19 protein-coding genes and 1 tRNA gene are annotated in these 17767 nt (G+C 67.0%); 12 read left to right on the forward strand and 8 right to left on the reverse strand.

All coding sequences use genetic code 11. From position 1 onward, the window contains the following. Positions 1–12: 12 nt before the first annotated feature. The 4 genes from AC5P68_RS07330 to AC5P68_RS07345 all read right to left on the reverse strand — a co-directional run bounded on the left by AC5P68_RS07330 (position 13) and on the right by AC5P68_RS07345 (position 3133). Entirely contained in the window at positions 13–519 is a 507-nt protein-coding gene (locus AC5P68_RS07330; RefSeq protein ID WP_005409048.1) for a hypothetical protein, read from the reverse strand. Further along, a complete protein-coding gene (locus AC5P68_RS07335; RefSeq protein ID WP_005409049.1) occupies positions 516–1916 on the reverse strand; it encodes a PhoH family protein in 1401 nt (466 codons plus the stop codon). The genes AC5P68_RS07330 and AC5P68_RS07335 overlap by 4 nt, the downstream gene beginning before the upstream one ends. 84 nt (positions 1917–2000) lie before the next feature. Continuing rightward, a complete protein-coding gene (locus AC5P68_RS07340) occupies positions 2001–2480 on the reverse strand; it encodes a peroxiredoxin (protein ID WP_033833058.1) in 480 nt (159 codons plus the stop codon). 92 nt (positions 2481–2572) lie between these two features. After that, positions 2573–3133 carry a glycine cleavage system transcriptional repressor gene (locus AC5P68_RS07345; RefSeq protein WP_005409051.1) on the reverse strand — a complete coding sequence of 187 codons (561 nt, stop codon included), beginning with the start codon at positions 3131–3133 and terminating at the stop codon, positions 2573–2575. A 164-nt stretch (positions 3134–3297) separates the two neighbouring features. On the opposite strand from AC5P68_RS07345, the gene dapA reads away from it, so the two are divergent. Together dapA and AC5P68_RS07355 are read left to right on the forward strand one after the other, a co-directional pair. Then, entirely contained in the window at positions 3298–4191 is an 894-nt protein-coding gene (gene dapA / locus AC5P68_RS07350) for a 4-hydroxy-tetrahydrodipicolinate synthase (RefSeq protein WP_005409052.1), read from the forward strand. Between the two features lie 32 nt (positions 4192–4223). Further along, complete coding sequence (locus tag AC5P68_RS07355; RefSeq protein ID WP_005409053.1) at positions 4224–4739, forward strand: hypothetical protein; 516 nt, start codon at positions 4224–4226, stop codon at positions 4737–4739. Positions 4740–4946: 207 nt separating this feature from the next. Here the strand turns inward: AC5P68_RS07355 and fdxA are convergent, their stop codons facing one another. Then, positions 4947–5270, reverse strand: coding sequence for a ferredoxin FdxA (fdxA, locus tag AC5P68_RS07360; protein WP_005409054.1), 324 nt, complete (start codon positions 5268–5270; stop codon positions 4947–4949). Between the two features lie 192 nt (positions 5271–5462). On the opposite strand from fdxA, the gene AC5P68_RS07365 reads away from it, so the two are divergent. Next, a complete protein-coding gene (locus AC5P68_RS07365; protein ID WP_231522818.1) occupies positions 5463–6887 on the forward strand; it encodes a sugar porter family MFS transporter in 1425 nt (474 codons plus the stop codon). 594 nt (positions 6888–7481) lie between these two features. On the opposite strand, the gene AC5P68_RS07370 is transcribed toward AC5P68_RS07365, so the two are convergent. Then, positions 7482–7556, reverse strand: a tRNA-Glu gene (locus tag AC5P68_RS07370). Between the two features lie 52 nt (positions 7557–7608). Between AC5P68_RS07370 and pcnB the strand changes: the two genes are divergently transcribed. From pcnB to pgi, 7 genes are all read left to right on the forward strand, one after another. Further along, positions 7609–8988 (forward strand): polynucleotide adenylyltransferase PcnB, encoded by a 1380-nt coding sequence (gene pcnB / locus AC5P68_RS07375; RefSeq protein ID WP_032965757.1) that lies wholly within the window; start codon positions 7609–7611, stop codon positions 8986–8988. A gap of 3 nt (positions 8989–8991) precedes the next feature. Continuing rightward, positions 8992–9477, forward strand: a complete 486-nt coding sequence (gene folK, locus AC5P68_RS07380) for a 2-amino-4-hydroxy-6-hydroxymethyldihydropteridine diphosphokinase (protein ID WP_012479761.1) — start codon at positions 8992–8994, stop codon at positions 9475–9477. Between the two features lie 34 nt (positions 9478–9511). Continuing rightward, positions 9512–10327, forward strand: a complete 816-nt coding sequence (gene panB / locus AC5P68_RS07385) for a 3-methyl-2-oxobutanoate hydroxymethyltransferase (protein WP_005409058.1) — start codon at positions 9512–9514, stop codon at positions 10325–10327. Next, entirely contained in the window at positions 10324–11163 is an 840-nt protein-coding gene (panC, locus tag AC5P68_RS07390; RefSeq protein ID WP_231522817.1) for a pantoate--beta-alanine ligase, read from the forward strand. Before panB ends, panC begins: the two co-directional genes overlap by 4 nt. A 67-nt stretch (positions 11164–11230) precedes the next feature. Next, on the forward strand, positions 11231–11728 hold the full coding sequence (locus AC5P68_RS07395; protein ID WP_231522816.1) for a hypothetical protein: 498 nt from the start codon (positions 11231–11233) through the stop codon (positions 11726–11728). 87 nt (positions 11729–11815) lie between these two features. After that, positions 11816–12196, forward strand: coding sequence for an aspartate 1-decarboxylase (gene panD, locus AC5P68_RS07400; protein WP_005409061.1), 381 nt, complete (start codon positions 11816–11818; stop codon positions 12194–12196). Further along, complete coding sequence (pgi, locus tag AC5P68_RS07405; protein ID WP_024958626.1) at positions 12193–13707, forward strand: glucose-6-phosphate isomerase; 1515 nt, start codon at positions 12193–12195, stop codon at positions 13705–13707. Before panD ends, pgi begins: the two co-directional genes overlap by 4 nt. A 101-nt stretch (positions 13708–13808) precedes the next feature. Here pgi and AC5P68_RS07410 read toward each other — a convergent pair whose 3' ends face one another. Both AC5P68_RS07410 and AC5P68_RS07415 read right to left on the reverse strand, forming a co-directional pair. Further along, entirely contained in the window at positions 13809–14372 is a 564-nt protein-coding gene (locus tag AC5P68_RS07410; RefSeq protein ID WP_005409063.1) for a response regulator transcription factor, read from the reverse strand. Then, positions 14369–15595 carry an ATP-binding protein gene (locus AC5P68_RS07415; protein WP_005412965.1) on the reverse strand — a complete coding sequence of 409 codons (1227 nt, stop codon included), beginning with the start codon at positions 15593–15595 and terminating at the stop codon, positions 14369–14371. Before AC5P68_RS07415 ends, AC5P68_RS07410 begins: the two co-directional genes overlap by 4 nt. A gap of 114 nt (positions 15596–15709) precedes the next feature. Here AC5P68_RS07415 and ispG point away from each other — a divergent pair, with 114 nt between their 5' ends. Together ispG and AC5P68_RS07425 are read left to right on the forward strand one after the other, a co-directional pair. Beyond that, on the forward strand, positions 15710–16975 hold the full coding sequence (gene ispG / locus AC5P68_RS07420; protein WP_005409065.1) for a flavodoxin-dependent (E)-4-hydroxy-3-methylbut-2-enyl-diphosphate synthase: 1266 nt from the start codon (positions 15710–15712) through the stop codon (positions 16973–16975). Continuing rightward, positions 16956–17705, forward strand: coding sequence for a phosphatase PAP2 family protein (locus tag AC5P68_RS07425; protein ID WP_005409066.1), 750 nt, complete (start codon positions 16956–16958; stop codon positions 17703–17705). Before ispG ends, AC5P68_RS07425 begins: the two co-directional genes overlap by 20 nt. Positions 17706–17767 lie beyond the last annotated feature (62 nt).

A 17767-nucleotide genomic window follows, 5' to 3' on the forward strand; every position in this document is an offset into this window, starting at 1 on the left:
CGGCGGGGCCCCTCAGGGCCCGCCGAAGCCGCCGTTGAACTGCAGCTCGCTGAAGGTGTTGCTGGCCGGGTCGAACACCGCGCCCCAGAACTGCGTGCCGCCGTCACAGACGCGGATCGCTTCGCGTGCCGGATTGATGCCGCTGTCGTCGGGCAGGTGGAAGGCGTTGACGTAGATCAGCCGCTTGCCGGCGCTTTCGATGCCGACGTACTGGCGGTCGAAGTCCAGCACTTTTGGTACCTGTGCCTCCAGCGACGACAGCTGTGCTTCCAGCTGATCGATCTGCTGCCGGCTGGGAGCCCAGTAGCCGCTGACCCGCCCGGCCTCGCGGCCGGGACTGGCGCGCGAGCAGGTGTCGAGCACCTGCGCGGCGATGATCGGGCGGGTGACCACCCAGGACTGCCCGGTGCGCTCGGCGGTCGGCACACTGGCCGGGCCGCGCGTGGTGGTGCAGGCACCGAGCACGGCTGCGAGGGTGATCGCAGCCGTGGGCAGCAGCAGGCGGGTGCAGCGGTTCACAACACCTCCGAAGCGTAATCGGCCAGGCGCGAGCGTTCGCCTCGGCGCAGGGTGATGTGCGCACTATGCGGCCAGTTCTTGAAACGATCCACCGCGTAGGTCAGGCCCGAGGTGGTCTCGGTCAGGTACGGGGTGTCGATCTGCTCGACGTTGCCCAGGCAGACGATCTTGGTGCCGGGGCCGGCACGAGTGATCAGCGTCTTCATCTGCTTCGGGGTGAGGTTCTGCGCCTCGTCCAGGATCAGGTAGCGCGACAGGAAGGTACGGCCGCGCATGAAGTTCATCGAGCGGATCTTGATGCGGCTGGCCAGCAGGTCGTTGGTGGCCTGGCGGCCCCAGGTGCCGCCTTCCTGGTTGTGCGTGAGCACTTCCAGGTTGTCGGTCAGCGCGCCCATCCACGGCGTCATCTTCTCCTCCTCGGTGCCCGGCAGGAAACCGATGTCCTCGCCGACGCTGACCGTGGCGCGGGTCATGATGATCTCGCGGTAGCGCTGCTGGTCCATCGTCTGCGCCAGGCCGGCGGCCAGTGCCAGCAGGGTCTTGCCGGTACCGGCGGTACCCAGCAGGGTGACGAAGTCGATCTCCGGATCCATCAGTGCGTTGAGCGCGAAGTTCTGCTCGCGGTTGCGCGCGCTGATACCCCACACGGCGTGGCTGCCGTGGCGGAAATCATCGACCAGCGACAGCACTACCTTGCCGTCGCCGACCACGCGGCTGACGCGCAGTTCGACTTCGTCTTCGCCGGGCAGGTAGACGTACTGGTTCGGGTACCACTCCTCGCCGTCCTGCGCCTGGATTTCGTAATGGCTGCGGCCCTTGTCGCTCCAGCTGCGCAGGTCGTCACCGTGGCGCTTCCAGAAGTCTTCCGGCAGCTCGGTGGCGCCGGTGTAGAGCAGGCTGAAATCGTCCAGCGCGCGGTCGTTTTCGTAGTCCTCGGACACGATGCCGGCGATGGCGGCCTTGATCCGCAGGTTGATGTCCTTGGAAACGAACACCACCGGCAGGTCCGGCGTTTCTTCCTTCAGCGCCAGGATCGCGCCAAGGATGGCATTGTCGGGAATGACCTTTCCAAAGCTCTTGCCCGCGTCGAAGTGGCTGGTCTGGAAGCGCAGCTTGCCGGCGCTCTGCTTGCCGCGCAGCTGCAGGCCGTTGGGGCGCTGCAGCGGAATGCCGTCGGCCAGGTTGTCCAGGCCGGATTCCTGCACCAGCTCGTTGAGGAAGCGGCTCACCTGGCGGGCGTTGCGGCTCGCTTCGGAGGTGCCCTTCTTGCCGTTGTCCAGCTCCTCGATCACCTGCATGGGCAGGTAGATGTCGTGCTCCTCGAATTTGAACAGCGCGGTCGGATCGTGCATCAGCACGTTGGTATCCAGCACGTAGATGCGCTTGCCTCGGGTCATCGTCGATTCCTGGTTACGGACAGGGGAAAACCACCACGGCCTGCTGCGGGGCAGGGTGATGGCAGACACAGTAGGCAGTGGGACTCACTTGGACTGGGAGGCCTTCAGTTCGGCGAGAACGGCATCGGCATGGCCGGCAACCTTGACCTTGCGCCAGGACTGCACGATGCGGCTGTCGGGGGAAATCAGGAAGGTGCTGCGTTCGATGCCACGTACCTGCTTGCCGTACATGTTCTTCATCCTGATCACGTCGAAGGCGCTGCACAGCGCTTCGTCGCCATCGCTGACCAGCGGGAAGTTGAAGCCCTGCCTGGCACAGAAGTTGTCGTGCGACTTCACCGAGTCGCGAGAGACGCCGAGCACGACCGCGCCGGCCTTCTTGAACTTCGGCAGCAGGGCGTTGAAGTCGATGCCTTCGGTGGTGCAGCCGGGAGTGCTGTCCTTGGGGTAGAAGTACAGCACCAGCCACTGGCCGGCATAGTCGCCGAGAGTGGCCTGGTCGCCACCGGACAGCGCCAGCGGCAGGGAGAGGGTGGTGCTGTCCAGGGTATCGCCGTTGTTCATGAGGTCCTTCTGTCGAGCCTGGGTTGTTTCTACGACAATTGCATGAAACGCCACGCGCCCGTGAGAGGCGCGCGAAAAATCCGCACTCCCAATCAGAATTTCATCGGGTCCATGATCGCGTCCAGGTTCAGGTGGTCGCAGAACTCAAGGAAATCGTCGCGCAGCGCGGCGATGTGCATGTTGGCCGGCACGCCGATGGTGACCTGTGCACTGAACATTTCCGCACCGGTCTGCATGGCGCGGTAGCGCGTGCTCTGCAGGTTCTCGATGGTGATGCCCTGGCGGTCGAAGAAATCGGCCAGCTGGAACAGGATGCCCGGCTTGTCGGCGGCGATCACTTCGACAATGTACGGCAGCAGGTTGGACTGCGCCTGCTTGGCGGCGGTGCGGTACCAGACCAGCTTCAGGCCTTCCTCGCGCTCCAGCCGGGTCAGCATCGCCTCGAGCTTGGCCACCGAGTCCCAGGAGCCGGTGGCCAGGGCGGTGACCGAGACATCGCGGCCGACCGTGGCCAGGCGTGCGTCCACCAGATTGCAGCCGCTGTCGGCGATGCGGCGGGTGACGGACAGCAGGGGGGACTCCGGATGCGTCGTATAGGCGTTGATCAGGAGGTGGTTTTCGCTCGGCGCGGGGCGCGGGGTGGTGTCGGTCAAGGCGATTCCGGGTAATGCATGCGTTAGTCTGAATGCCCGCCAGAGGCGGGGATCCACCGGTGTCCAGCATACTTGCCCGTGCTTTCGCGCCGCAAGTAACATTCAGGTCGCCCCCGGCCTTTCGTGGCGGGCGTTTTCCCTTTCCAGCCAAGAGCAGCACGTCCTTGTCCCTTTCCGGCCTCATCACCGCGCTGGCGACCCCGTTCCGGGCCGACGGCGCTCTCGATCCCGACGGTTGGCAGCGCCTGCTGCACCTGCAACTGGAAGGTGGCGTCCATGGCGTTGTCGTTGCCGGCTCGACCGGCGAAGCGGCAACCCTCACCGATGCCGAGTACGACCTGCTGCTGGCCAGCGCGGTCGAACGCATTGGCGGCCGCATCCCGGTCATGGCCGGCACCGGCCTGTCCGGTACCGCCAAAACCATCGAACAGACCCGTCGTGCGGCCGCGCTTGGCGCCAGCCATGCACTGGTGGTCACCCCGCCTTACGTGAGGCCGACCCAGGCCGGCCTGATTGCCCATTATCGTGCGGTCGCCGACCAGGGCGGGTTGCCGGTCGTGCTGTACAACGTGCCCGGCCGTACCGGTTGCGACATGCAGCCGGAGACCGTGGCCGAACTGGCCAGCCACCCCAACATCGTCGGCATCAAGGAGGCGGTGGGCGACACCGGCCGGGTGCAGGCGCTGCTCGCACTGCGCAGCCCGCAGTTCGCCGTGCTCAGCGGCGACGACGGTACGGCTGCGCGTTCGATCCGAGCCGGTATCGACGGCCTGATCTCGGTCGGCTCCAACGTGCTGCCCGGCGCCTACCGCCGCATGTGCGAGCTGGCCGCCGCCCATGACCACGAAGCCACCGAGTCCTGGGATGCGCGCCTGCAGCCGTTCCATGATTTCTGCGGTGTTGAACCGAACCCGATTCCGGTCAAGGCGCTGCTGCGCCGTATCGGCATCGGCCATGACCTGCGCCTGCCGCTGCTGCCGCTGTCGGCGCCGCACCACGCGGCCGCCGACCATCTTGCCGGCGACATCGCCGCCCTTGAAGCCCTTTCCAGCCACTGACCTTTCGTCTTGGTCTGACCCAGGAGATTCACATGCGTCAATCCGTTTCCACTGTCCGCGTGCTGTCCTACGCCCTGCTTGCGGTGGCCGTTGCCGCCGGCACCACCGGCTGCTTCAAGCGTGGCGTCAAGGGCGACTATGCCCTGGCCCCGGAAATGCGTCCGCTGGAAGTGCCGCCGGACCTCAACCTGCCGGCCACCACCGGTGACAACAAGGTGCCGGCGCTGGTGTCGGCCACCAAGCCGGCAGCGCCGGCGGCTGCGGCTCCGGCCGTTGGCAATACCGGTTTCACCATCGCTGGTGGCAAGGATGAAGCCTTCGCAAAGGTCGGTACCGCGCTGGAAGGCGTGGAGGGCGTGACCATCGCCAGCCGCGCCCAGCTGCTCGGCTCGTATGACGTGGCCTACGAAGGCAGCAACTTCCTGGTCCGCGTGGTCGCCGTCGATGCCGGCGCCTACATCTCCGCGGTCGACCCGCGTGGCCTGCCGGCCACCGCCGAAGCGCCGGTGAAGCTGATCGCTGCGCTGAAGGCGAAGCTGGCCCAGTAAGGGCTGCCTCTGGTAGAGGCTGACCTTGGTCGGCGCTTCTGTGCCAACCAAGGTTGGCACCTACCGGATCGCAAGGTTGGCATGCCGTATCGCGAGGTTGGCATACCGGATCGCAAGGCTGGCATGCCGGATCTTGCGGTTGGCGTTCACCGGAAAACAGAAAAGGGCGCCCGTGGGCGCCCTTTTCGTTGCCGCCGTGGGCGCTTCTCAGCGCTCCAGCAGCTTCAGCTTGTCCGGCTTGCCATCCCATTCGCCGGCGTCGGCGGGCGGGTCCTTGCGCACGGTCAGCACCGGCCACTCCTTCGCCAGCTCGGCGTTGAGGGCGACGAAGCCTTCCTGGCCGGCGGGGACATCGTCCTCCGGGAAGATCGCGTTGACCGGGCACTCCGGCTCGCAGAGGGTGCAGTCGATGCACTCATCCGGGTCGATCACCAGGAAGTTCGGGCCTTCGTGGAAGCAATCCACGGGGCACACTTCCACGCAATCGGTGTGTTTGCACTTGATGCAGTTTTCGGTGACGACAAAGGGCATGGGCTGGGGGTGGATCGATTCCTGAACCCGCCAATTCTAGAACAGGTTGGCCCCCGCTGTCGGCGCGGGGCGGAAATCGGGCGTCTGGCAGGCGCGGCCGTGGCAGTCATTGGCGGCAGGGCGGGGCCTGTGCGACGCTGCGGGTCAGCCGGCTGCGTCGGGTGGCCGGGCCCCTTCCCAGCAGGATCGTCAATGTCACCAGCCCAGCCCAGCATCGCACTCCATGGCGGTGAGAACACTGCATTCATCGTCTTGATCAGCTGCGTGGCCACACTCGGTGGATTCCTGTTCGGCTTCGACAGTGGTGTCATCAATGGCACGGTCGATGGCCTGCGCCAGGCCTTCAACTCCAGCGAGGCGGCGCTCGGTTTCGAAGTCGCCTCGATGCTGCTGGGCTGTGCGATCGGTGCGTTCCTGGCCGGTTGGCTGGGCGACCGCCTGGGACGCCGCGGCGTGCTGATCGCCTCGGCGCTGATGTTCCTGGTCTCGGCGCTGGGTGCCGGTGCAGCCCACGCCTCCTGGCTGTTCATCGCGGCCCGCGTGCTGGGCGGCTTTGCAGTAGGGGCGGCCAGCGTGATGTCGCCGGCCTACATCGCCGAGGTGGCCTCGGCGCGCTATCGCGGGCGCCTGGCCACAGTGCAGCAGATGGCGATCATCTGCGGCCTGTTCGCGGCGTTCCTCAGCAACTACCTGCTGGCCCGCGCCGCCGGGGCGTCGACCGAGCCGTTGTGGCTGGGTCATGAGGCCTGGCGCTGGATGTTCTGGATGCAGGCGCTGCCGTCGGGGCTGTTCCTGCTGTTGTTGCTGGTGATTCCGGAAAGCCCGCGCTTCCTGGTCCTGAAGGGGCGCCAGCAGCAGGCGAGGGCGGTGCTCTCGCGGCTGTACGGCGATACCGTGGCGGCGGCCAAGCAGGCCGAGATCGAAACCAGCCTGGCCCAGGACCAGCACAAGCCGCGCTTCAGCGACCTGCGCGACACGGTCAGCGGCAAGCTGCGGCCGATCCTGTGGGTGGGTATTGGCCTGGCCATGTTCCAGCAGCTGGTCGGCATCAACGTGGTGTTCTACTACGGCGCAGTGCTGTGGCAGGCGGTCGGCTTTTCGGAAAGCGACGCGCTGTTGATCAACGTGCTGTCCGGTGGGCTGAGCATCGGTGCCTGCCTGCTGACGGTGCTGTTGATCGACCGCATCGGTCGCAAGCCGTTGCTGTGGATCGGCTCGGTCGGCATGTCGGTGGCGCTGGTGCTGATGGTGGTCGCGTTCGCCAGTGGAAGCCTGGCCGACGGTCGCCTGCAGCTGTCCGACGGCATGGGCCGGCTGGCGCTGGTCGCGGCCAATGTCTACGTGGTGTTCTTCAACATGTCCTGGGGCCCGGTGATGTGGGTGATGCTGGGCGAGATGTTCCCCAACCAGATCCGCGGCCCGGCGTTGGCTGTTGCCGGTGCGGCGCAGTGGACGTCGAATTTCGCGATCACCGTGACCTTCCCGATGCTGCTGGCCGGCATCGGCCTGGCCGGCGCCTATGGCATCTACACGGTGGCGGCCATCCTCTCGATCTTCTTCGTGGTCCGCTACGTGCGCGAGACCAAGGGCAAGGAGCTGGAGCAGATGGAAGGCTGACGGCTGGCCTGTGTTTCAGCGCCTCCCTGTTCTGCGGGGAGGCGGCAGGTCCGCCGATCCAGGACACGCCGTAAACCCGCTCCGCGGTCCGGCCCAGCCGCTGGCGGCTGTGCGTTCGGGCCCTTGCGAAGCAGTGCTTCGCAAACGAAGCGCCCTCACCCATGGGGGCTCGATGGCGCCTTGCTCACGTGCGCTGTCCTGCGCACACGGCAAGACCGGGGTTGGGCTCCCGCCCAACCCGTCGGGCGCATGCGCCCAACCCATGGCGCCAACGGTCCTGGAGAGGGCGGCCTGCCCCCTCCTGACAGTTTCATGGTGCGTGCGGATGCGGCGAAGCGCTGGTCGGTTGTTGCCGCAGCTGGCGGGAAACTTCCAGAGCCGGTGGGGTCACCCAGGGCAGGAACGTTCGCGCCATGGATGGCGCCATCGAGCCCCCATGGATGGGTTTACGGCGTGTCCTGCCCTGGGTGACCCCACCGGCTCAAGCCGATTGCAGGGAGGCGCCAAAGCGACCAACCCGACCGCAACCACTGCAATCCCGGAAAACAGAAAAGCCCGCACAAGGCGGGCTTTTTCGGTTCCTGCTGCGGCGACTGGCGCTCCCTAGGGGACTCGAACCCCTGTTTTAGCCTTGAGAGGGCCACGTCCTAACCACTAGACGAAGGGAGCGTAACTGTGTCGCTGCCGAGGCAGGAGCGCTAGTATATGCACCTCGATGCCATTGGGCAATCCCGAAACTTCAACCGGAAGCGCCAACATCATTTCCTCTGCTACATCACCGTTCAGCCTGCGCGTCATCCCGCGCGACCAGCACACGATCTCCCGCAAGGACATCAGCCCGAACGCCCTGCGCGTGCTTTATCGCCTGCGCGATGCCGGCTTCGGCGCCTACCTTGTCGGCGGCGCGGTGCGCGACCTGCTGGTCAATGGCCAACCCAAGGATTTCGACGTGGCCACCGACGCCACGCCCGAACAGGTCAAGCAGCTGTTCCGCAACTGCCGCCTGATCGGCCGCCGTTTCCGCCTCGCCCACGTTGTGTTCGGCCGCGAGATCATCGAAGTCGCCACCTTCCGCGCCAACAGCGATGACGGCAGTGGCGACCGCGAGATGGAAAACGGCATGCTTGTACGCGACAACGTGTACGGCACCATCGAAGACGACGCCGTCCGCCGCGACTTCACCTGCAACGCCCTGTACTACGCCATCGAGGACTTCTCGGTGCGTGACTACACCGGTGGCTTCGAAGACGTGCAGGCGCGCCTGATGAAGCTCATCGGCGACCCGGTACAGCGCTACCAGGAAGACCCGGTGCGCATGCTGCGCGCCGTGCGCCTGGCGGCCAAGCTCGGCTTCCAGATCGAAGAGGGCACCGCCGCGCCGATCCCGCAGCTGGCTGGCCTGCTCAACGAAGCCGCGCCGGCACGCCTGTTCGAGGAAGTGCTGAAGCTGTTCCTGTCCGGGCACGGCGTGGCCAGCTTCGAAGGCCTGGAGCGCTACGGTCTGCTCGACGTGCTGTTCCCGGAAAGCGCCAGGGCGTTGAAATCCAACCGCACCGGCGCGCTGCGCCGCATGCTGGTCGAGGGCCTGGCCAATACCGATGCCCGCGTGGCCAACGACGAGCCGGTCTCGCCGGCGTTCCTGTTCGCGCTGCTGCTGTGGCCGGCGTTCTGCCGCGCCCAGGCGACCCTGCTCAAGCAGGGCGTGGCGCCGGAAGAAGCGCAGCGTCGTGCGGCCGACCGTGTCACCGTGCAGCAGCTGAGCACCATCGCGCTGCCGCGCCGCTTCTCGCTGCCGATGCAGGAAATCTGGCTGCTGCAGTCGCGTTTCAGCTCGCGCCAGCGCAAGCGCGTGTTCCGCACGCTCACCCATCCGCGCTTCCGCGCCGCGTTCGACTTCCTCAGCCTGCGCCAGGTGGCCTCGGCCGAGCACGCTGCCGATGTTGAATTCTGGCGCGAGGCACAGGCCCAGTCCGGCCGCGAGCTGGAATCGTCGCTGGACGCGATGCACAGCGAAGAGGGCGATGACGAGAACGGAGCACCGCGCAAGCGTCGCCGTCGTCGTCGCCGCCCGGGTGCCTCGGCCGGTGCAGCTGGCGAATAAGCAATGACGCCAGCGTGGATCGGCCTCGGCGCCAACCTCGGCGATGCGGCCACGACTGTCGGCGCGGCGATCACTGCGCTGGACGGCCTGCCCGGGACCCGCGTGCTGCAGGCCTCGCGCCTGTACGCAACGCCGGCCTGGGGCAATGAAGACCAGCCACCGTTCGTCAACGCGGTGGCCGCAGTCGAAACGTCACTGGCAGCCGATGAACTGCTGCAGGCGATGCTGGCGCTGGAGCAGGGCTTTGGCCGCGTGCGTGATGCGGCGGTGCACTGGGGGCCGCGCGCGCTGGACCTGGACCTGCTGCTGTATGGCGCACAGGTGCTCGACCAGCCCGGCCTGCAGGTGCCACACCCCTACATGCACGAGCGTGCCTTCGTGCTGGTGCCGCTGGCCGAAATCGCGCCGGATCTGGCCATCCCCGGCCATGGCCGCGTGCGGGATGCAGTGATGCGGGTGGATGCCTGCGGGATCGCGCCGATAGGGTGATAATGCCTGGGTTATCTCCCCCGGTTATCAGCACATGAGCACCCACGCAGACAGCAAGCCCTGGACCGTTCCCGCCCTGGCCGAGGCCAAGCGCAATGGCCAGAAGCTGGTCATGTTGACCGCCTACGACGCTGGCTTTGCCCGCACCTTCGATGCCAATGGCGTCGACCTGATCCTGATCGGCGATTCGCTGGGCATGGTCGTGCAGGGCCATGATTCGACCCTGCCGGTGACCGTGGCCGACATGGTCTACCACACCCGCGCCGTGGCCCGTGTGCTGCAGCGCGCGCTGCTGGTGGCCGACCTGCCGTTCGGTGCCGATGCCACTCCGGAGCGCGCGCTGGATGCTTCGCTGCAGCTGCTGCAGGCCGGTGCCGAGATGGTCAAGATCGAAGGTGCCGGCTTCAAGGTCGACATCATCCGCTACCTGGTTGAGCGTGAGATTCCGGTCTGTGCGCATCTGGGCCTGACCCCGCAGTCGGTGCTGCGCCTGGGCGGCTTCAAGATCCAGGGCCGCGGCGATGCCGCGCGCCAGCTGGTGGAAGATGCCAGGGCCGTGGCCGCTGCCGGCGCCAGCATCATGGTGCTTGAGTGCGTGCCGACCCCGGTTGCCGCCGAGGTGACCGCTGCGGTGGAGGTGCCGACCATCGGCATCGGTGCCGGCCCGCAGTGCGACGGCCAGGTGCTGGTGCTGCACGATTTCCTCGGCCTGGACAGTGGCCATCGCCGCCCCAAGTTCGTCAAGGATTTCCTTGCCGAAGGCGGTTCGGTGGCCGGTGCCACCCGCGCCTACGCCGACGCCGTGCGCGACGGCAGCTTCCCCGACGAACAGCACGCTTACGCCTCATGATCCAGACCTTCAACGAGCTCGGCGCATTGCGCGAGCAGATCGCCCACTGGAAGCGCGAGGGCCTGCGCGTGGCGCTGGTGCCCACCATGGGCAACCTTCACGGTGGCCATCATTCGCTGGTGACCCTGGCCCGCCAGTACGCCGACAGGGTGGTGGCAAGCATCTTCGTCAACCCGACCCAGTTCGGGCCGAACGAGGATTTCAGTCGCTATCCGCGTACGCCCGAGGCCGACGTGGCCGGGCTTGAGCAGGTCGGCTGCGATGCGGTGTGGCTGCCCAGCGTCGAGGCCATGTACCCGCTGGGCGTGGACAAGACCACGCAGATGCACGCGCCCGGCGTGAGCGAGGTGCTGGAAGGTGCCAGCCGCCCGGGCCACTTCGATGGCGTCTGCACGGTGGTGGCGCGCCTGTTCCTGCAGGTGCAGCCGGACGTGGCCGTGTTCGGCCGCAAGGACTACCAGCAGCTGGCGGTGATCCGGCAGATGGTGGCTGAGCTGTCGTTCCCGATCCAGATCGTCGGTGCTGACATCGTGCGCGACGAGGATGGCCTGGCCAAGAGTTCGCGCAACCAGTACCTGAGCGCCGAACAGCGCCCGGTCGCGACCACCATCCACCGCACTCTGCTGGGCATGCGCGAAGGCTACGTGGCCGGGCAGGCGCGTGATCGCATCGAGGCCGACGCCACGGCGGCATTGCAGGCGGCCGGTTTCCAGGTCGACTATGCGGTGCTGCGCACCCCGGAGCTGGCCGAGCCGACGTTCGATGGCGGTGGCCGCGTAGCGCTGATCGCCGCGCGCCTGGGCTCCACCCGCCTGATCGACAACCTGGAGTTCTGAGCCGCATGCGGCCCCGGGGGCGCCCACAATGGGCGCCTCGCACCTCCCCATGGACGGGAGAACGGCAATGAAGACACCCTCCACTGACGCTGGTCGGCTTGCGCAGGCGTTGATCCTGGCCGTGCTGGCTGCCGGCATGCTGCCGGCGCAGCTGTTTGGCGGCCTGTTGTTCGCGCTCGAATTCAGGCGCACGCCGATGCCCGCGCTCACCGGCGGTGGACTGATGTTCGGGCTGGGCGTCTGCAGCGCCATCGCGGTGTTCCTGCCGATGGCGCTGCTCCCGCGATCTCGGCGGCTCCTGCGCCGGACCCGCTTCGTGCTTGCAGGGGCTGCTCTGGGCGCGCTGGCCATGGCCATCCATGACTGGCCGGGCGCGATCCATGGGCCGCTGCTGCAGCGCCTGCGCTATGTGGATACATTCGATGTGATCAGCTATGGGCTGACGGTGTTGGCTGCAGGGGGCCTGGGCCTGGCCTCCGGGCTGGCCTTCCATACGGTGTTCAGGCTGTCACTGCAGGGCGGTGCCGTCCATGCCACGGTGCCGCCGCCGGGCGAGGGCGCCTGAACGGCCTTCAGCGTCCTGCCGCAGGCCCCTGACGACGGCCAAGCGGGTGCTAGAATCCGCTCTTTCCTTTGCCGTTGCAGCGCCCCCATGCACCTGTCCCTGCTCAAGACCAAGATCCACCGCGCCACCGTCACCCATTCCGAGCTGAACTACGAAGGCTCGATCGCCATCGATGACAACCTGCTGGCTGCCACCGGCATCCGCGAGTTCGAGCAGGTGCACATCTGGGACGTGACCAACGGTGCGCGCTTCTCGACCTATGCCATCCGCGCCGAAGCCGGCAGCGGCGTTGTCTCGCTCAACGGTGGCGCCGCGCGCCACGTGCAGGTCGGTGACATCATCATCATTGCCGCGTTCGCCAGCATGACCGAGCAGGAAGCCGACAGCTTCAAGCCGAAGCTGGTGTACGTTGATGGCAAGAACCAGATCACCCACACCAACGACACGATCCCGACCCAGGCCGCATGACAACGAACAACGGATTCGACTCGCTGCATTCCCACGCCCAGCGCCTGAAGGGCGCAAGCATCCCCGGCCTGCTCGCCGCCGAACCCGGCCGCGTGCAGGACCTGGCGCTGCGGGTCGGTCCGTTGTACGTCAACTTCGCCCGGCAGAAATACGATGCCGCGGCGTTGCAGGCATTGCTGGCGCTGGCTGCCGACCGTGATGTCGGTGGTGCCATCACCCGCCTGTTCCGTGGCGAGCAGGTCAATCTGACCGAAGGTCGCGCCGCGCTGCACACCGCACTGCGCGGCGACGTGGTCGATGCGCCGGTGGCGGCCGAGGCCTATGCCACCGCGCGCGAGATCCGCCAGCGCATGGGCGTGCTGGTGCGCGCGCTGGAAGACAGTGGCGTGACCGATGTAGTCAGTGTCGGCATCGGTGGTTCCGACCTTGGCCCGCGCCTGGTCGCCGACGCACTGCGTCCGGTCAGCGGTGCGCGCCTGCGCGTGCATTTCGTCTCGAACGTGGACGGCGCGGCCATGCAGCGTACGCTGGCCACACTGGATCCTGCCAAGACCGCCGGCATCCTGATCTCCAAGACCTTCGGCACCCAGGAAACCCTGCTCAACGGCCAGATCCTGCACGACTGGCTGGGGGGCAGCGACCGCCTGTACGCGGTCAGTGCCAATCCGGAACGTGCCGCCAAGGCCTTTGCCATCGCCGCCGATCGTGTGCTGCCGATGTGGGATTGGGTCGGCGGCCGCTATTCGCTGTGGTCTGCGGTCGGTTTCCCGATCGCGCTGGCGATCGGCTTCGAGCGCTTTGAACAGCTGCTGGAAGGTGCTGCGCAGATGGATGCGCATGCGCTGGATGCACCGCTGGAGCGCAACCTGCCGGTGCTGCACGGCCTGACCGACATCTGGAACCGCAACCTGCTGGGCCATGCCACGCATGCGGTGATGACCTACGACCAGCGCCTGGCGCTGTTGCCGGCCTACCTGCAGCAGCTGGTGATGGAAAGCCTGGGCAAGCGTGTGCAGCGTGACGGCCAGCCGGTCACCACCGATACCGTGCCGGTGTGGTGGGGAGGCGCGGGCACCGATGTGCAGCACAGCTTCTTCCAGGCACTGCATCAGGGCACCAGCATCGTTCCGGCAGATTTCATCGGCTGCGTGCACAACGACGATCCCTACACGATCAATCATCAGGCCCTGCTGGCCAACCTGCTGGCGCAGACCGAAGCACTGGCCAATGGCCAGGGCAGCGACGACCCGCACCGTGATTACCCGGGCGGCCGCCCGAGCACGCTGATCCTGCTCGACGCGCTGACCCCGCAGGCGCTGGGTGCGCTGATCGCCATGTACGAACACGCCGTGTACGTGCAGTCGGTGATCTGGAACATCAACGCCTTCGACCAGTTCGGTGTCGAACTGGGCAAGCAGCTGGCCAGTGGCCTGCTGCCGGCGCTGCAGGGCGAGGATGTGGCCGTTGCCGACCCGATGACCCGAGAGATCCTTGCGCAGCTGAAGCGCTGAGGCTCTGGTAGTGCCGGCCGCTGGCCGGCGACCTCATGAACGATTGAAGCATCACCTGGTTGCCGGCCAGCGGCCGGCACTACCATGAAGGGCGTGGTGCCTCAGCGGCTCGGGTCGCGTTCCGGGCTGGGCCGCTTGGCCAGCTTGCGCTGCAGCGAGCGCCGGTGCATGCCGAGCAGGCGCGCGGCTGCCGACACATTGCCGCCGGTCTCGTGCATCGCCTGCTGGATGTGTTCCCACTGCAGGCGGCTGATCGGTGTCATCGCGTCGGGCACTTCCATTTCGCCATCGTCGGCCGGGCCGTCATCCTCCTCGCCCAAAGCGCGAAGGATCATCGGTACCGTGGCTGGCTTGGGCAGGTAATCGTCCGCACCGAGCTTGATCGCTTCCACCGCAGTGGCGATGCTGGCGTAGCCGGTCACCAGCAGGATGCGCATGTCCGCGCGCAGCGCACGCAGCGGCTGGATCAGCGCCAGGCCGGAATCGCTGCCCAGCTTCAGGTCGATCAGGGCGAACGCGGGTGGGTGCTGGCGCGCCAGTGCCAGCGCGCTGGCGGCATCCTGCGCGGTCTGCGTTTCAAGCCCCTTGCGGGCCAGGCTGCGCTGCAGGGTGCGCAGGTACAGTTCGTCGTCGTCGACCAGCAGGCCGAGGGTTGAGGCGCTCATGGGGTTTCCTCGCGTGGGGCCAGCGGCAGGCGGAAGCCGACGCGGCTGCCGGCCCCTTGGGCCGGGCGCATCCACATCTCGCCGTCGAGGCGTTCGATCGTGGCATGGGACAGGGCCAGGCCGACCCCCATGCCTTCACTCTTGCTGCTGCCGAACAGCTTGCCCGGCAGCACCGCGGCGCGCGCGTTGAAGCCGTGGCCGTAGTCGCGTACTTCGCCGATCAGATCGTCGCCTTCGATGCGCAGGTCCAGGTCCACGCGCGGCCGGCCGGCCTGTTCGCCGGCATCGGCGGCATTGTTGAGCAGGACCATCAGCAGGTGGCCCACGCCCGGGTCGAGCGGCAGCCGCAGCGGCGCATCATCGTTGCGGTGCAGGTCGATGGTCGGTCGCACCAGGCGCCATTGCTCCAGCACCTGCTGCGCGCTGGAATGGCTGCGTCCGGGCGCATCGGCCGAGGCCGGTGCGGCCAGCGCCAGCACGCGCTCACGGCACTGCACCAGCAGCTCGCGCAGGGTTTCCATGTCCTCGCGCACTTCCGGCTCTTCACTGCGTTCGGCCACGTCGTCGGCGAGCAGAGTCATGGTTGCCAGCGGCGTGTTCAGTTCATGCGCCACCGAGGCGGCATGGGTGGCCAGGGCGACGATGCCCTCGTTGCGGGCGAAGCGTTCGCGCAGGGCCGAGAGTTCCAGTTCGCGCTGGCGCAGCGCCAGCGCCAGGCGGGTGGAGAAGGCCAGTACGACCGCCGCGGAAATCAGGAAATTGGCGACCACGCCCCAGCGGTTGAGGTCCTGCGCGCGGAAATAGCCGTCCGGCAGGGGCTGGCCGAAGATGCCGCTGGCGGCGTAGCCGAGCAGGCAGGCCAGCGCGACCGCCAGCGCCCAGCGCAGGGGCAGGGCGAACGCGGCCAGTGCGATCAGGATCAGGAACAGCGAGCTGAACGGATTGGCCATGCCACCGCTCCAGCCGACCATCCAGGTCAGGATGATCACGTCTACCAGGATGTGGCCGAATGCAGTCAGCGGTGCGGTGTCGGCCGCTTCCGGGCGCAGCTGGGTGTAGATGTTGAACAGGGCCAGCACCGCCACGCCGGCCCACAGTGGCAGCTGCGGCAACGGCAGCCCCAGCACCCAGGTGGCGACCAGGATGGTGGCGGCCTGGCCGCCTACTGCAAGCCAGCGCAGGCTGCACAGGGTTCGGAGAAACGGGGCGTCGGGACCGGTCATTCACGCTCATCGTATGCGTTCGCGCGTGACCGTGCCTGCGACAATCGGCCGCAGCCGTGCCGCCGGCTGAATGCGAGTCACCCCGAATGCAGGGCCGGGCGGTAGAATGCGCCCATGCACGACGCCGTCACCCGCCCGACTCCGCCCTCCGATGCCACTGCCTGGCCGCGCCGCCAGACCCATGCCGTCCAGATCGGCGGGGTCACCGTGGGCGGAGGCAAGCCGGTGGTGGTGCAGTCGATGACCAACACCGACACCTCCGACGTCGCCTCCAGCGTGAAGCAGGTGGCCGAGTTGTGGCGTGCCGGTTCGGAGATGGTGCGGTTGACCGTCAATACCGTGGAAGCCGCTGCGGCGATCCCGCGCATTGTCGACAAGCTGGCGATGATGGGCATCGACGTGCCGCTGATCGGCGATTTCCACTACAACGGCCACCAGCTGCTGACCGCCGAACCGGCATGTGCCGAAGCACTGGCCAAGTACCGCATCAACCCGGGCAACGTCGGCTTCGGCAAGAAGAAGGATCTGCAGTTCGCCCAGCTGATCGAATTCGCCATCCGTTACAACAAGCCGGTGCGCATCGGCGCCAACTGGGGCTCGCTGGACCAGGCCCTGGCGGCGAAGCTGATGGACGAGAACAACCTGCGCGAACAGCCCTGGGACGCCGGCCGCGTGCTGCGCGAGGCGCTGATCCGCTCGGCGCTGGATTCGGCCGAGCAGGCGGTGGAGCTGGGCCTGCCGCGCGATCGCATCGTGCTGTCGGCCAAGGTCAGTGGCGTGCAGGAGCTGATCGCGGTGTACCGCGACCTGGCGCAGCGCTCCGACTTCGCCCTGCACCTGGGCCTGACCGAGGCCGGTATCGGCAGCAAGGGCATCGTGGCATCGTCCGCGGCGCTGGGCGTGCTGCTGCAGGAAGGCATCGGTGACACCATCCGCATCTCGCTGACCCCGGAGCCGGGCCAGTCGCGCACGCAGGAAGTGATCGTCGCCCAGGAACTGCTGCAGACCACCGGCCAGCGTGCCTTCACGCCACTGGTCACGGCCTGCCCGGGCTGCGGCCGTACCACCTCCGAGTTCTTCCAGGAGCTGGCCAAGGTGGTGCAGAACCACGTGCGCGAGAAGATGCCGCTGTGGAAGATCCACCACCCGGGGGCGGAGAACATGACCCTGGCGGTGATGGGCTGCATCGTCAACGGGCCGGGCGAATCGCGTCACGCCAACATCGGCATCTCGCTGCCGGGCACGGGTGAGACGCCTGCGGCGCCGGTGTTCGTCGATGGTGAGAAGAAGGTGACCCTGCGTGGCGACAACATCGCCCAGGAGTTCGTCGCCCTGATCGACGATTACGTCGAACACACGTATGTCCGAAGCGCCGGATAAGCCTGCGATCCTCGCCGCACCGGAGTCCGCCTCCGGCTTCCGCCACTGGATGGCGCGCAACGCCTGGCGCCTGGTCCTGTTGTTCGGTGGCGTGCTGCTGCCGTTGGCAGGCTTTGTTGCCCTGGCGGATGAAGTGCACGAGTTTGAATCGTTCCATTTCGACGCGCCCCTGCTGTGGCAGATGCATGGCCTGCATTCGCCGTGGCTGGACCGCTTCTTCGTGCTCATCTCGAAACTGGGCTACGAGTGGTTCCTGATCCCGGCCGACGTGCTGATCATCGGCGTGCTGCTGGGCTACCGGCGCTGGCGCGAGGCGACCTTCGTCGCGGTCAGCTTCGTAGGGTCGGCGCTGCTGAACATGGGCAGCAAGCAATTCTTCCAGCGGCAGCGCCCCAGCCTGTGGGAATCGATCGCGCCGGAATCGACGTTCAGCTTCCCCAGCGGGCATGCGATGGGTTCGATGACCCTTGCCGTGACCTTGGTACTGCTCGCCTGGAACACCCGTTGGCGCTGGCCGGTACTGATGCTGGCACCCGCGTTCAGCCTGCTGGTAAGCGTGTCGCGGGTCTATCTGGGGGTGCATTACCCCTCCGACATCCTGGCCGGATGGTGTGCCGCGCTGGTTTGGGTGGTAGGGTGCTATCTGGTCATGTTCAGTCGCCGGCACCCTTGGCGACGTCACGGCCCGCCGCCAGCGAAGGCCAGCGAAGCACCAACACAGGGGGTTTGACGTGGATGGCCCTTGAGGGACGTCTACGTGATAGATCAGTTGTTTCGTTGCAGCAGGTTCTG

It is taken from the genome of Stenotrophomonas sp. YJH_SMC_58 (assembly GCF_059369635.1).